The 15,521-nt window shown below is 37.9% G+C and carries 15 protein-coding genes and 1 pseudogene; 3 read left to right on the forward strand and 13 right to left on the reverse strand.

Features of this window, described 5'->3' with window-relative positions; genetic code table 11:
* Window positions 1-342: 342 nt before the first annotated feature.
* The 4 genes from L6H70_RS15495 to L6H70_RS15510 form a co-directional block, all read right to left on the reverse strand.
* Window positions 343-1,440 carry an acyltransferase family protein gene (locus L6H70_RS15495; protein WP_236334613.1) on the reverse strand — a complete coding sequence of 366 codons (1,098 nt, stop codon included), beginning with the start codon at window positions 1,438-1,440 and terminating at the stop codon, window positions 343-345.
* Between the two features lie 144 nt (window positions 1,441-1,584).
* Window positions 1,585-2,196 carry a class I SAM-dependent methyltransferase gene (locus L6H70_RS15500; RefSeq protein ID WP_236334615.1) on the reverse strand — a complete coding sequence of 204 codons (612 nt, stop codon included), beginning with the start codon at window positions 2,194-2,196 and terminating at the stop codon, window positions 1,585-1,587.
* Between the two features lie 42 nt (window positions 2,197-2,238).
* Complete coding sequence (locus L6H70_RS15505) at window positions 2,239-2,943, reverse strand: response regulator transcription factor (protein ID WP_236334617.1); 705 nt, start codon at window positions 2,941-2,943, stop codon at window positions 2,239-2,241.
* A gap of 17 nt (window positions 2,944-2,960) precedes the next feature.
* The gene (locus L6H70_RS15510) at window positions 2,961-4,376 is read right to left on the reverse strand and encodes a HAMP domain-containing sensor histidine kinase (protein WP_236334619.1); all 1,416 of its coding nucleotides are present in this window, start codon (window positions 4,374-4,376) and stop codon (window positions 2,961-2,963) included.
* A 228-nt stretch (window positions 4,377-4,604) separates the two neighbouring features.
* Here L6H70_RS15510 and L6H70_RS15515 point away from each other — a divergent pair, with 228 nt between their 5' ends.
* From L6H70_RS15515 to L6H70_RS15525, 3 genes and pseudogenes are all read left to right on the forward strand, one after another.
* Window positions 4,605-6,770, forward strand: coding sequence for a CocE/NonD family hydrolase (locus L6H70_RS15515; RefSeq protein ID WP_236334621.1), 2,166 nt, complete (start codon window positions 4,605-4,607; stop codon window positions 6,768-6,770).
* The gene (locus tag L6H70_RS15520; protein WP_236334624.1) at window positions 6,771-8,318 is read left to right on the forward strand and encodes a M28 family peptidase; all 1,548 of its coding nucleotides are present in this window, start codon (window positions 6,771-6,773) and stop codon (window positions 8,316-8,318) included. It begins immediately after the preceding gene.
* Window positions 8,319-8,540: 222 nt separating this feature from the next.
* Window positions 8,541-9,052 (forward strand): annotated as a pseudogene (locus L6H70_RS15525) (IS3 family transposase); the annotation flags it as partial.
* Window positions 9,053-9,541: 489 nt separating this feature from the next.
* On the opposite strand, the gene sigK (L6H70_RS15530) reads toward L6H70_RS15525, so the two are convergent.
* The 9 genes from sigK (L6H70_RS15530) to L6H70_RS15565 form a co-directional block, all read right to left on the reverse strand.
* Complete coding sequence (sigK, locus tag L6H70_RS15530) at window positions 9,542-10,075, reverse strand: RNA polymerase sporulation sigma factor SigK (RefSeq protein WP_236334742.1); 534 nt, start codon at window positions 10,073-10,075, stop codon at window positions 9,542-9,544.
* Between the two features lie 91 nt (window positions 10,076-10,166).
* Entirely contained in the window at window positions 10,167-10,397 is a 231-nt protein-coding gene (locus L6H70_RS15535; RefSeq protein ID WP_236334626.1) for a hypothetical protein, read from the reverse strand.
* A 127-nt stretch (window positions 10,398-10,524) separates the two neighbouring features.
* A complete protein-coding gene (gene sigK, locus L6H70_RS15540; RefSeq protein WP_054939435.1) occupies window positions 10,525-11,226 on the reverse strand; it encodes an RNA polymerase sporulation sigma factor SigK in 702 nt (233 codons plus the stop codon).
* 165 nt (window positions 11,227-11,391) lie between these two features.
* A complete protein-coding gene (locus tag L6H70_RS15545; protein WP_236334628.1) occupies window positions 11,392-11,577 on the reverse strand; it encodes a hypothetical protein in 186 nt (61 codons plus the stop codon).
* An 18-nt stretch (window positions 11,578-11,595) separates the two neighbouring features.
* On the reverse strand, window positions 11,596-13,242 hold the full coding sequence (locus tag L6H70_RS15550; protein ID WP_236334630.1) for a recombinase family protein: 1,647 nt from the start codon (window positions 13,240-13,242) through the stop codon (window positions 11,596-11,598).
* 18 nt (window positions 13,243-13,260) lie between these two features.
* The gene (locus L6H70_RS15555) at window positions 13,261-13,554 is read right to left on the reverse strand and encodes a hypothetical protein (protein ID WP_236334631.1); all 294 of its coding nucleotides are present in this window, start codon (window positions 13,552-13,554) and stop codon (window positions 13,261-13,263) included.
* Window positions 13,555-13,631: 77 nt separating this feature from the next.
* On the reverse strand, window positions 13,632-13,772 hold the full coding sequence (locus L6H70_RS15560; protein WP_236334633.1) for a hypothetical protein: 141 nt from the start codon (window positions 13,770-13,772) through the stop codon (window positions 13,632-13,634).
* Complete coding sequence (locus L6H70_RS28700) at window positions 13,765-13,893, reverse strand: hypothetical protein (RefSeq protein ID WP_279306760.1); 129 nt, start codon at window positions 13,891-13,893, stop codon at window positions 13,765-13,767. Before L6H70_RS28700 ends, L6H70_RS15560 begins: the two co-directional genes overlap by 8 nt.
* Window positions 13,894-13,961: 68 nt before the next feature.
* Window positions 13,962-14,855, reverse strand: a complete 894-nt coding sequence (locus L6H70_RS15565; protein WP_236334635.1) for a hypothetical protein — start codon at window positions 14,853-14,855, stop codon at window positions 13,962-13,964.
* Window positions 14,856-15,521: the final 666 nt, after the last annotated feature.

The raw sequence follows: 15,521 nt of genomic DNA on the forward strand, positions 1-15,521 counted from the left end.
CAAAGTTCATTCTCACAAATTCTTGTTAAATAGGAATTATTCAATAAATATTTCCCCGCTTTAAATTGACTGTGACTATTTTCTGATCAGCTATTTTAAAGACACCACTTAGGTAAAACTAGTTGACTGAACCGATCTGAATATAGATAGATTAACCCCCTTTTTTCCTTACTTTAAGCTTGAGCAGCAGTAAGTACCAATTTCCTTCTCTTTAATGTTTTTGGTGCTTTTAAGGACAAAACAGAGGCTCTGGATGCCTCTGTTTTCTGTAATGGATACTTAATAATGATTGAAATCTTGATAATGGAGAAAAATGATCTTATTACATTGCTCGTTAAGTTATTATTTCTGTCCACTACTAACTATTCTTGCTTTTGAATGATTCCAGAGCCACGCAATTCCTATACTACACAGTCCAATCAATATTCCCCCAGGAATGATCATCGGAGCTGGCAAACTACCCAATCCGATAACTTCTTTTGTCGCAATCGTATAAGTAATTAGTAACCATTGAATAACGTAGATCGTATTCAGATTCGATGAAAGATATTTGATTATGTTCTCCATTTTGCGCCTTACTGGTGTTGAAATGTAATAATAAACAGATATTGAAACACCTAAAATACATGAGATCCATAATGTACTAAACAGGTTCTGCTGATAGTAGGAAGCACCCTCACCCGTGAAATATCTCCCAACACTATAACCTACGGTAGTTGTCCCAATGGAAATCGCTGAAAGACCAATAGAACTGATTAAAAGAACCATTTTGTAGAACGCCTGCTTATCAGTTACCCTACGTAAAATGCTTGCAAAACAGATACCAAGTACCGGATAAACCAGCCACAATGTGGTTGGGAATGCAATATACTTATTAGTAAAGAATAGTAAGCCCAATACGTATTGAACCACTTTCGGAGCAGAGTCAAATAAGCCGATAAAAAGAGTCCCTATTCCCTGAAGTATTATAGCAATGCATAGCATCATCCATTTTTTAATAACTAGTTTTCTCATTAGAGCAACAGAAAGGAATGCCATTCCGGCAAAGTGTAAAATATCTACTGTTCCTATAGTATCAATCAAAGCCTTCTTATAATCGGTTTCGATTGATAACACATTTGAACCAATCATTAAAAACGTTTCACGGAAAAAGTTAAGTCCATAGCCAAGGACAATTAACTTAACACCCCGTTTGGCGAAATCCCCTGAAGAATTGTACCTTGTGTATACCATCCCTACACCCATCGCAAACATAAACATTGGTGCAGCCATAGGCCCTCCAATAAAATCAAGGAACCAATAATAGTATGGCATACCATTATGATCAAGCTGACTCATATTGTCTCCAACATGGATAATGACCATAAAGAATATTGCCAGTGCTTTCGCTACATCAAATTCCAGTTGTCTTCCTTTATTCACTTCTTCTCTTGCTAACAATTTGATTCACCTTACTTCTTTCTTATTTTTCTGTACTCTTTTTCTCTAAGCTGCGATCGTAATATTATTCTGTTCTTGACTGACAACCTTAGACCATTTCTCATCCTTGCAGTGAGGGACGGAGCTTCCTATATTTATACATCATTAAATCTCACAATTTAATACATAAACTGGAGGGAAATTACGTAATACTCGTACTATTTTTGTTTTGTTGAAGTATTGAGTAATAAGATCTTTTTTTCCAAAGGAATGCAAAACAGCAATAAACTTACCAGCACTGTTCAAATTTTTTTGAGACACATAAAGAATATGAGTAGACTCCCTTAAAGGTATACTTTCACTGGGAAGTCCTGAAATGATGAAATCTACCCATTGGATGCTGTATATTCTCATGTACCATTCTAGATTCTCTGCAGTATCGTTGATAATTAACAAATTATCTTCGTGCTTAAATTTATCTAGAAGTAGCTGGTAAAATTCTGTGTTGCGTTCGAATAGTAATAAAATCGTGTTTCTATTTCTTAGCTCCAAAATTCTCTTTGTAACTGCTCCTGTCCCTGGGCCAAATTCTACAATGTAATTAGCCTGATCAAATTCAATCCCCTCTACGACTTTGTTCACAAGATAATTTGAACTCGGTAAAATGGACCCTATATATCTGGGATCTATAATGAATTGCTCTGCGAATAAAAGAAATTTTTTTGACATACCATTTCCCCCACTGCTTTCATCAAATTGTATTTCAAACTCAATCATTCCAAAAACTTATTGATGAATAAGTCATTCAGGTCCGAACCACTACATATTTAATCGGTAGCCGGCTCCCCAAACTGTTTCGATAATTCTAGGTTTGGAGGGATTATCTTCGATTTTTTCTCTAATCCGATTAATATGAACTGTTACAGTAGCAGTGTCACCAATATAATCAAACCCCCAAATTTTTTCGAATAATTGCTCCTTAGAAAATAAAATATTTGGATTCATAGCGAGAAAATTCAAAAGTTCAAATTCTCTATTTGCAAATTTAATTTCTTGTCCATCACGATAGGCTTTCCAGCTTCGAGACATGATTTTAAGGTTCCCAACGACAATTGATTTTTCGTCTAAAGCATTTTGATTCATTGATATTGAACCAACCAAACGCTCATATCTTTTCAAATGAGATTTAACTCTTGCAACCAGTTCAGCTGGATCAAATGGCTTTGCAATGTAATCGTCTGCCCCTAGACCCAATCCGCGAATTTTATCTATAGATTCTGATTTTGCTGTAACCATAAGAATTGGAATATTTATCTGGTCTCGAATCACGCGGCAAATATCATACCCGTTACATCCTGGAAGCATCAAATCAAGAATTAAAAGGCTATAGTCACCTGTTAATACGGCTTGTATGACTTCATTTCCATTCTCAATGATTTGCGTTTCATATCCATTAATCTCCAAATAGTCTCTTTCAAGCATAGCTATTTCAGCATTATCTTCGGCAATCAATATCCTGTGCATTTTCTGGCCCCTTCCACTCACTTTAAGGTAATAATTATGGTTAGCCCATGATTATTCTTTGCTTCAACTGTCCCACCATGAGCTTCTACAATATGTTTAACAATATACAATCCCAAACCACTACCTTTAGAATCACTGCTACTTCTTGCTTCATCACAGCGATAAAATTGCTCAAATAGATAGGGTAATTTTATGGGGTCAACTCCACCTCCATTGTCAGAAAACCGAATGCACTCCATACCTTCACGGGATTCTACAGAAATTTTAATGACTAAGTCCTCTGTGTTTGCATATTTCATCGAATTATCCAAAAGATTTATAAATACCCGGTTCATTTGTTCGGTATCCATTTTAATGTTGTGAGGCCCTTCTGATTTTTCAAAGAAAACCTTAACATTTTTTTGTTTTAAATCTGCCTGCATATCAGAAATAAATGTTGTTATAAATGTCGTAAAATCCACTTTTACAAGATACAAGGGAAGATTACTTGTTTCAAGTTTTGAATAATAGAACAGCTGCTGTAATAAAACATCCATGTCACAAGCCTTTTTATATGCAATAGATAGATATTGTATTTGCTTATTCGGTGTATTAGCTATCCCGTCTAAGATACCTTTGATATAGCCCTTTACAGAAGTAAGAGGGGTCCGGAGATCATGCGAAATACCTGAGATCATATCAGTCCTCGCTTTCTCATAGCTCGCATTCTTAGACTGCTCCTTGATCAGATGATCTTGCATCTGATTAAATACTGTACATAGCGTTTCAAACTCATCTTCGCCTTTATAAACGATATGAGTAGACAGATTTCCTTCTTCAATTCTTTTGGCACTCTCAATGAGCTTATTTATCGGTAACATTATTCTTTTTACAAGCCGCTTGGTGAACAACAGGCTAATTAGTAATAGAATCAGAATGACGGTAATCCCAACAATAATGTAGGTTACAAGAAAATCCCCAAATTTATTTGGACTTGCTCCAAACCAACTATAATTGCAATTCCCATTGATAGCCCAAAGGACCTGCTGTTCTCCATTAGTTGTTATAATTTTGGAAACAGCAGTCGTATTTTCCCAATAGAAAATACCAACTTCCTCTGTAATGGTTTCAGTGGATTCCACATATTCTATTATGGCCGTTTGTCCATACCGCAAATTAGAGAATCGCTCTCCGACATTACCTTCCACATATAGCTGATAATTATACGGATTTAGCTCTTTGCCTAACTCTTTCCAAGAGGATTCATTGTATTGAAAATCTTCTATAATTGATTTGATGTTGAAAATGTTAGGCTCCACTCGAATACTGTTATAAACAGCATCATACTTGCTTTCCAGAGTGCTTATCATCCCCCCCACTACCCCCAGTAAGGTAAGTAGAGAAAGTAATACAATTGATGTATTAAGCATAAAAATCCTATTTCCAATCTTCACTACCATTCGTCCTGTCTTTATTAGATTTGGGTTCATTATATCTGTTAACTATAAATTATAAGAATGCAAATTATAAATTATTTCTAAACAAATTTGATAGAACGTTATCTTTAATTGTTTAGAAGTTGTTTATGAAAACTCCTCAGATAGTTTATGAATACTATCTAAAATAAGCAAGGAACATAAGTCTGGTTACCCCAATTCATCTTTTTGTAATGGAGGAGTAAAATGATTATCAAAAAAAAATCAAAGTTAAAACGTACGCCAATGATTCTAATTATCACCTTCAGCTTAGTTTTGGCTGGTTGCACAAAGAGCGCTGAACAGAGTAAAGAGAAAATTAGCAAACCGTTTGTATACTCAGGTTACACTGAAGAAGTGTATGACAATTACACCAAAAAATCTGAGTATGTTGAAATGTCAGATGGAGTAAAAATAGCTGTAGATATTTATCTGCCTGCTGACGGACCTAAGCAGGATTCATTTCCCGTCATACTTCAATACACTCCTTATGGAAGATCTTTTATCCTTCCAAAGATGACGTTGTTCGAAAAGATTGGAATGAAATATTCACTAGGTACATGGGGGCCTGTACTGGATAGAGCCAATTCAAAAGATACGGTCTATGGCTCCAATAAGGAAATGATTCAAAAATTCATTGCGAATGGATATGTTTATATCTGTGCTGATATTAGGGGTACAGGCGCATCTTTTGGTGTTAAAAGAGATTTCATGCCTGAAATAGCTACAGATGGGGCTGAATTAATAGATTGGATTGCTGATCAATCATGGTCAAATGGAAACGTAGGTATGTTCGGCGGCTCTTATCTAGGTTATTCACAGCTTGTGACTGCAGGTGAAAAGCCAGCAGCATTAAAAGCCATCTTCCCGGAAGTTGTTCCTCTTGACGGCTACACAGGAGAAATCCGACCTGGTGGTGTTTTCTTACAACAATATTCAAGACAGGATACACAAACTTATTTTGAACTTAATAATTATTTGCCAGATAAATACGTGTACCCCACTACACCCGTTATTGATGAAGATGGCGATGGTGAATACGATGATGAAATCCCGAGGGATTTAAACGGGAACGGCTCATTTCTTGATGACTACAAATTTCCCGAAGACCCAAATGATCCTCCACAATATGCTGACGGTGAAGTCCGGGATCATATCTACTATTTAGCTACATATGAACACAAACAGAATATTCCTTATAACAATGTCGGTCCTCAAACACAATTTATTGATTCAAAACATGATTATGGTGAAGGTGAAAAAGAGCTAACTGCGTATGATGTGGGGCCAGCTAATTCTGTAGCAGCTATCATGAAAAGTGATGTTGCTATATATAACCATGGCAGTTGGATGGATCCTTTTGTACGGGGAACGAACGAGCTCTATAGCACCCTTAAGGATACAAACCCTTCCAAGATGATTATTGATGTGGGCTATCATGAAACGTATTCACCATTCTGGAAGTACCTCGGCGAGGATGAAGACAGATCTATCGCTTTATATGCAACAGAGATGCTGAGGTTCTTTGATAGATATTTGAAAGGCATACAGAATGGAATTGATACAGAGCCCCCAATTTACATTTACAATATGAATGGTGATGGCTGGCGATTTGAAAATGAATTTCCACTTGCCAGAGAGGTGCTCACCGATTATTACTTTGGAGAGAATTCTACACTGTCTCCTTCCAAGGGTGCTGCGGGCTCCGATAAGTACTTAGTCAATTTTGAACATGATTCCAGTTGGCCTAGTCAGGATTCAGATAGCAACGTATCACGTTGGGTCATGACTGCTCCTGATGAAATGCCCATTAGAACTGAAATGGATAAGCTGGCACAATTGTATACAACCGCTCCGGTAACTGAAGATACAGAGGTTACGGGATACCCTATTGCAAATTTATCAGTCTCTTCTACAGCTCCTGATGGAGATTTTTACATCTATTTAGAGGATATTGATGAAACGGGCGAAGCCGTACTGGTAACAGAAGGTGTCCTTCGTGCAGGTTTCTCCAAACTATTTAATAACGACAATATGATTAATGGCGGAAAAGAAGGAATTAATGTTTTGCCTGAACTCCCTTGGCACGGATATGAGGAGAAACAGTATGACAAAGCGGTTTTTTCCAATAACAAAATTGTTAAGTTAACAATTGATCTATTCCCTACATCTTGGGTGTTTAAAAAGGGGCACAGCATCCGTGTTTCCATTGCAGCCTCCAACTCACCTACTTTTGAAATTTCTCCCACTCTAAGTTCTTCGAATGATCCGAAAGATTCATCAAATATTGTTCCAACCGTAACCATTTATCGGGATGCTGAGCATCAATCAATGATCACTTTACCCATCATTCCATCTGGAGGAAAAAAATAAATGAAGCACAATAAATTATTTCGTTGGTCATTAATAGTATTAGGCAGTATTATTGTTATTTTCGCGTTAATAATTGGAGGATTGTTGCTTAAAAGTTCCATGGAAATTAGTTCACTTTCAAAGCTAAAGCTTGAAGATTCTCCAACCGCTAAGTATACAAATCACATGCCAGAGAATGATGAAATATTCTCATGGGTCGAAAAATTAACAAAAATGGGTGTGCGTCTGCCTGGCACAAAAGCACATGAAGAAGCTGTCAACTTTGTAAAGAGCAAGTTTGAAGAATTTAAATTAGAGAATGTTCATACTGAAAGTGCAGACACCATACTATGGACAGCAAGTGAGTGGGGTCTGAAAGTGAGTGGAAAGACGATTGATTCGTACTTCATGACCCATTCATTCGATACTGGTAATATGGGCGCTTTTGCTACTCCTGACGGCGGGCTTAATTCAGAAATTGTGTATGTTGGGGAAGGAACAGAAAATGATTTCAAAAAAATAGATGTAAAAGGCAAAATTGTAGTAGCCGATGTAGAAATGGGAAGCGTCCCTACAGGACTTGCAAAATTAGCGGGGCATTTATACTACGATCCAAATAAAACCTTATCCCTTTTTTCATCAAGAATTGATCCTTACAGTGCAAATACCTACCCCGACAACTATTATAATGCTTTAAATAATGGAGCTGTTGGTTTTGTAGGAATTCTGTCAAACTATATCGAAAGCAATCAATTTAATAACGAAGATTATTCATACCTTAATGGTCCAATGAAGATACCAGGACTATGGATCAGCAAGTCCGCCGGGAAACAAGTAAAAGAAATGATCGCCAAAGGAAGCACTGACGCTTCAATAACCCTTGTTGGAGAACGCAAAACAGTTCAAGGAAGTGCAGTTGTAGCGTACCTTCCCGGAAAATCTAAAGAGACTATACTTGTCCACTCACACCATGATTCATCAACACCTGGAGGTGTAGAGGATGCTTCAGGAACATCTGTCGTACTTGCACTAGCAAAATTCTATTCGCAAATTCCTCAGGAAGATAGAGAAAAGACAATTATATTTACAACAATGGATACTCACTTCACCGGTTATCAAGTACATGATGAATTTATAGCCAATCATTTACAGGGACAGGATAACATTTTGGTAGACGTTGCTGTTGAGCATATTGCTAAAGAGGTCGTTGAAGACGAAAACGGGAATATAGAGTTCACAGGTGAGGTTGAACCGAGAGTCGTGTTTATAAGCGATGCTGATTCTCTAATAGATATTACAAAAGAAGAAATTGTCCGGCATCGATTGGACAGATCAATGATTCTACCTGCAACACTTTTAGGAGACGAGGTTCCAACAGATGCTGATTCATTCTATCATTCTGATGTTCCTATCATTAGTTTAGTCAGCGGACCGATTTATTTGTATGACAATATGGATACCTTAGACAAGGTAGCCAAAGAAGAGTTACAGCCTACAACAGAGACATTCGCAGATATTATTTGGAGACTATGCGGATTACCTGCTGAGAAGTTTAAATCAAACGATTAGGACAACTCAGTACTTAAATAACTGGTCTCTTATGCAATCTTGTGACCATACTACCGTTTGGTTTATCACGATTTAACCGCATTGAACAGTTATGTAAAAGCTCGTACTGTGCCTGGAAATCATATTTTCCAGTTGTACGAGCTTTTTATTTTGATGGAAAGCAGGCACCGGGTCTCGCCAATAACTTATACGAGAGTTTGCTTATTGGTAAGCCCAGCTGAATTGAAACGCGAGTTTCAACAGACAGAGGCGAAAAAAGTAGTCGTCAGTGATTTAACATACGTCAAAGTCAAAAACAAATGGCATTACGTATGTATCTTTGTCGATCTCTTTAACCGCGAAATTATTGCCTTCAGCACAGGATCCAACAAAGATGCAAGCCTTGTCGCACGGGCCTTTCTTCCATTCAAGGTGACCTGCGGGACATCCAGCTGTTCCACACCGACCGTGGCAGCGAGTTTAAAAATCAGCTAATTGATGAGACCTTAGCGACCTTACATATTGGCCGCTCTTTAAGCATGAAGGGCTGTCCATATGTTAATGCCGTGGCGGAAGCCACGTTTAAAATTATCAAAACAGAGTTTGTCAGCCAGTTGAAGTTTGACAGCCTGGAGCATCTCACGCTTGAATTCAGTGATTATGTTAACTGGTTTAACAAGCGGCGGATTCACGGAACACTAGGCTATGTAAGCCCGATTGAATATAAACGGTTGTCCCTTAAAAAGGCTGTCTAATTTTTTGAGATTGTGGACCGATATGTTCTAGGTTACTATTGCAGTGAAGAGTCTACATACAAACAAGTAACCGCTTTTCGGTACGCTCCCTATACTGATACTTTTTTTGGGATAACCTTATTTGAAGTATTCTTCAGAGCACCACTTAATAATTTGCTCCCTTCCCTTCTCATGTATTTTTATAAGTTGGTTTAATACAAAAATTCGCTGAACTATATCTTCTGTAAAGAAAAGTTGTCTCTTATAATAATTTATTTGATTCTGATATGGTCCTTGATACTTTTCGTTCTTTTCGTATATATGGAGCAGTTGAACATGAAGATCAAATATTTCTTTATATGTCGCCATATATCATAACACCCCTTAATTTCAATTTCGGCGATTTCTAAATCCTATTTCTAAAAAATCAAAAAATAAAAGCAACTCGTCCGTAGACAAGTCGCTTAATAAATGCTCTTTCGTTAACGGATGCTACTTTGTAATTTTGAACTACCGCTTCACCTTATAAAACTCATGATACAGCTTCATGAGTGCCCGTTTCTCAATCCGCGACACATAACTCCGCGAGATCCCCAGCTCCTTCGCAATCTCTCGCTGCGTCCGCTCTTCCCCGCCGGTGTCGAGGCCAAACCGCCCCACCACAACTTCCTTCTCCCGGTCATCGAGGATGTCCAGATTACGATATATCTTACTCTTCTCAATCTTAAGATCCACTTCTTTAACAATATCATCCGCGTCAGAGCCGAGGATATCGATCAGCGTAATCTCGTTGCCTTCCTTGTCCGTCCCGATCGGATCATGCAGGGATACATCCTTTTTGGTCTTTTTAAGCGATCTCAAATGCATCAGGATTTCGTTTTCAATGCAGCGGGCAGCAAAAGTAGCCAGCTTAGTTCCCTTATTCGGCCGATAGCTTTCTATGGCTTTAATCAGACCTATAGTGCCAATAGATATTAAATCCTCCATATCTTCCCCAGTATTATCGAATTTTTTGAGGTTGTGGACCGATATGTCACAGTGTATATGTTACTCTCACAGGAAAGAATCTACATCCAAACAAGCAACCGCTTCTCGATACGGCGGCTTCTATATTGACACAACTCTTTTGGAATCCTTATTCGAAATATTCTTCAGCACACCACTTAACATTTTCCTCTCTTCCCTTCTCATGGATCTTTATGAGTTGGTTCAACACAAAAATTCGCTGAACTATATCTTCTGTAAGAAGAAGTTGTTTCTTAAAATAATTAATTCGCTTCTGATTTGCTCCCTGATGCATTTCGTTCTTTTCGTATATATGGAGCAGTTGAACATGAAGATCAAATATTTCTTTGTATGTTGCCATAATAAAGCCCCCTAATTGCAATGCCTGTGACTTCTAAATCCCACTTCTAAAAAACAAAAGCAACTCGTCCGTAGACAAGTCGCTAAGTAAAGGGCCTTTTATTAACGAATGTTACTCTGTAAATCGGTTATCGCTTCGCTTTATAAAACTCATGATACAGCTTCATGAGCGCCCTTTTTTCAATCCGCGATACATAACTGCGGCTAATTCCTAGCTCCTTTGCAATCTCCCGCTGCGTCCGCTCTTCCCCGCCGGTGTCCAGGCCAAAGCGGCCAACCACGACTTCCTTCTCCCGGTCATCCAAGATGTCCAAATTACGATAAATCTTACTCTTCTCGATCTTTAGATCCACTTCCTTCACAATATCATCTGCATCTGAACCAAGGATGTCGATCAGCGTAATCTCGTTACCTTCCTTGTCCGTCCCGATCGGATCATGCAGGGATACATCTTTTTTGGTCTTTTTAAGCGATCTCAAATGCATGAGGATTTCATTTTCAATACAGCGGGCCGCAAAAGTTGCGAGCTTCGTACCCTTATTCGGGCGATAGCTCTCGATAGCTTTAATCAACCCAATAGTACCAATGGAGATCAGGTCCTCCATGTCTTCACCCGTATTATCGAATTTTTTTACTATATGAGCTACAAGTCTCAAGTTGTGTTCAATCAGCAAATTTCGTGCTTTAGCGTCTCCCTCGGCCATCATTCCTAAGTATTTACTCTCATCCTGCTCGGAGAGTGGTTGTGGAAAAGCATTGTTTCTTACATACGACACCAGCAGTGTTAACTCTTTAATCAGCAGCGCAATCGTGCTTATGATTCCAGGCAACTTGGCGACACCTCCCGCACATGTACAATGAAACCGATCAGCAATGAGAACTACGGGTTCATGGTCCTTTTATTCTATGTGGGTAAGTGCCTAGAAGTGCATGTACAGTCAAAACAGAATCATAAATAAACTACAACTACTGATTCCTAAGCTAACGTATGTGGATCACCAATCAGAAAGATCCAGTTCTCGTCCGCAAACATCACACTGCACCTTAACAACTAAACCAAGTCCTGTTGGTATGAACATATAAGCAAATTTTGCACCAGCCACATCCCTTGCGACACACGAATCCCAAGCTTTAATCTGTCGGTTCATCTCTTCAGTAATTTGAAAATTCAATTCAGTCATTTTATTTCTCCTCCAAAATTATTTTGCCAACGGTAATTTTTTAGTTAACGCCAATGGAATATCATTTTCCATTCCAACATCTAGAGTTTCGATAAGACCACTTAAGCTGCCAATTATACTGACATTCAGCACCTCTCCTTCTGACTTAAGGACAATCTCATCAATGAGAGTTTCAATAATAAAACGCTTTTCTTCATATACTAGCTCGGCTCCCTTGCTGTTAATGAATTCATTAATCCGTTCAACAGCTTTCAAATTCTCACCACGCGAAAAATGTTGTTCTCTATGCACTTTAATTTGTCCCTCGTACAAATCCAGCTGCGACTGTAGATCATTGATTTCTTTCAATAATTTATGGGATTCCCTCGTGAACTCATCTTCCGTAATTACATCTCTGCGGAACATGATTTTCAGTTTTTCTATTTCCTTTCTTTTATCATCCATTTGATTCTTAAAGATACCTGCTCCTATAAGCAACTCTTCAACAATCTCTTGAACTTGTCCACCTAACCGCTCAATATAATCCTCCGGGTTAGATAAAGCCTCCATGACCATATCCCAAATAAATTCCTCTAGTATTTCTGCTCTTATACTGTGCGTAGGACACGGTTGTACAATACCATAAACCTTTGGATAAACGTTCGGACAGCGATAGCACCTATACTTTAGCTTTATGCCCGTTGCTTTATTGCAACGTCCAGTATACGTTGTACCTGCCCACTTACGACCACAATGACCACAGCGGATTAGTGACTTTAATAAGTAATCAAATTGTACATTACCGGAACGAGTGTAGTTCTTAATACGTTGTTGCCTAGCCTGCTCGAATAATTCTTCAGAGACAATTGGCTCAATCTCAACTAAGATCCATTCACTTCGATCGCGAACTGTATATGTTTTTTTAGGCTTACCGGCTTGGGTACGTTGCCCTTTGAGTTTTTTCACTTTCCTACGATTGTAATAGTAACGACCGATGTATATTTCAGAACTAAGCATTCGTCCAATTGAACTTGCCCCCCAGTTCCCACTGGTTGAACGTTTTGGCGAAGCTCCAATGGCAAAAAGCTTCTCACCAATTTCACGCATCGTCATATTATCGTTCAAGTACCAGTCATAGACCTTTCTTACATACTCTGCTTCTGTCTGATTTATATTGAGCCTTCCTTCCACCCAATCATAGCCAAAAGGGGGGCATCGCATAGGCATGATCTTCTTATCTTTTTCAACAGCTGTAAGTCTTCCCCTGACTGTTCTTTTCTTAATTAATGATAGTTCGTATTGAGCAATGACACTCATCAGGTTGAAAAATAGCTGTCCTTCTGGAGTATTCTGATATTCCGTATCAACAAAAATAAGCTGGACATCTCGAGCCTCAAATTCACGGCAGAGATACAATTTGTCCGTCAAATCCCGTGACAAGCGATCCGGATGTGTAATGATGACCCGATCAATTAAGTGGTCATTGATTGCTTGACGCAACTCATTCATTGCCGGCCGCTCAATATCTTCGCCGCTAAAGCCCTCCTCTCGGTAAACCTTAATGGCTTCATTCTTAATGCCTAACTCTTTTGCTTTTTTCATACAGAGTTCTATTTGGTGCTCTAAACTGTACCCCTCTGCTACCTGCATACCTGTAGAGACTCGTGGATATATTGCTGTGAACATTGGTCTTCTCCTTTCCTTTCACTTCTTTTGATTTTTGTGTTGACGAAGCTGTTGAAGCTTTCGATAGTACTCTTCTGGATCAAACTGAGTATTATTATGCTCAATCACCTTACAGCAGACAAAAGATGTATTTATTAACAAAGCTATCTCCGTGTAGTCCATTGAATCAAAATAAACTTTTACATCCATAGGCCCTGTTGTACGAACGTGCTCAAACCATTGTTCCTTAATAGCCAATGGACATGAATAATGCTTATCATTGAATTTGATCCCTTGTGCTGTAATCAAGCCATGACTTTTATTGAGTGGCAAGCGGCATCTCTCCTCATAAGAACAAGTGTTCGTATAAAGTATTATGTCCGGTTTAAAGAAAAATAAACCGACTGTTGTCAGTCGGTTTTCTTAATTATTTTTTTCAGGATGTAATCGATAACTTTGCCTTTCTTTGATTGAGCATTTACCTTTATAGGTAAACATTCAGTTGTTTTATATTCTTTTAACTCTTCTTTAGTTCGAATCATTTTACTCATCTGCATTACGCTTATCATGAAAATCCTTATCTGCTTTATGATCTTCCTCCTTCATCCACTGCTCAATAATTTCAAGCGCCTTTTTTCTTTTCGGTTCATCTACTGGCCCTTTTTCATCCAAACAAAAAACCTCCTGATATTGTAATATCAAGAGGTTTTCCTGTATTAATTTATTATCACGTTCCTCACTCAATACAGTGAGGGGGGCTTAACAATGAATTCAATCGGATAACAAACTGGGCGCTTTGAAAGTACGTGTCTCATTACTACTGTATGATTGATTTGACTAGGGATAACTGTTGGCATCAAGCCGTAACAATAACGTTCTCCTTGAAACAATCCTATAAACATTTCATATTCTTGATTACTAGCATACGTATTACAAAGCTCAATACTTAAGGTACCAAAGAGATGCTCCACACGTAGATATAGTTTAGTTTTTGTAATTAAATCTGTTAGGGTAACTGCTCGTACATCATGAGTGTTATGGTCAAGTCCATTTAAGAAAGCACTAAATTCTTGCTTACTATAATGTAATGAGACATCATTCAAGTAAACAAAATGTTCGGTGTTCCAAGTTAGATCAGGCTCAGGTACTAAAAGCCATTGGAGCGGTAGCCTTGAGAGCAAGGAAATAAAGGCCAGGAACTCAATTGGATAATTAATATCGGCTACAATCTGCCGCTCTCCTGATAACTGTTGATATTGACTTGAAGCCTTTACCTCTTGTGCTTGAAGATTATCAACATTCGTAAAATTAGTCATTTGATCATTATTTATGCGAAATCGGGTATTTAACTCATATTTGTTGAAACCGAGTATTTCTTCTCGCATTATCACCACTCGCCTTGCGGCCACAAACTTTATATGCAAGAGAAAAGCCCTCACTTCATTAAGATCCATTCTCAAAAAGAGTAATTCCGTCCACTTATAGGTAAATCTACCTTTTAAATCTCTTTTATATTCAATTAAATTTTTAATAGCTGTAGGGTCAGTAGAGTCAGCTTTAGTAAAAAAGCTCCGTATTCGTGTAAGTGCTACAATAATATCGGATAATTCAATCTTGTTACGCTTTTTCCTCATTTTGATATCACCGGAAAAAGCATATTAAAAAATGGAGTTACTGGTCCTTGCTCACTTTATACAGTGAGTAAGGTCCAGTACTGATTTTTTGGGGTATCATGATTAACCAGTTCAAGGACAGATCTTAAAAGACAAGGAGTGAAATCGATAAATAATAAACAAACACACGCACAATCACTTTTAATTCCTTTTATCATTATAAGTCTGCACCTCCTTTAAGTGTTCATATTGATTAAAGATAACATGCATAAATTCTTCATATGCCAATTACGCTTTATCAAATTAAAGGATTTGAAACATAACAAAAATTATGGTTCAAATTTGGGATTAAATGTAAAAAAAGACATTCCTCCGTCTTGGAGGAAATGCCTTTTAGAAATTTTCGAATAGTACATAAATTAAACTACTTACCTTTAAAAAAGGGCTACGATTAGCCTTATTTCCAAAGGTTGTTCCATCCTCGTCAAGCAAAAATTCCTTTTAGAAATTTGCAAACGTTCATGGATACACTGCTTTTTCCGGCGAGTGATTTTCAATCACAATTGGCCGTCCGCTGTATGTCTCTAGTTTAATTCAGTCATCGCAATTCTTGCGTACACAGTTAAGAAACATACCCAAAGTGTGTCGATTTAAATACTTGTTGTTAGAATAACATATCTGTGTATT

The organism is Paenibacillus auburnensis, assembly GCF_927798115.1.
In the GTDB taxonomy this organism is placed as follows: domain Bacteria; phylum Bacillota; class Bacilli; order Paenibacillales; family Paenibacillaceae; genus Paenibacillus_AQ; species Paenibacillus_AQ auburnensis.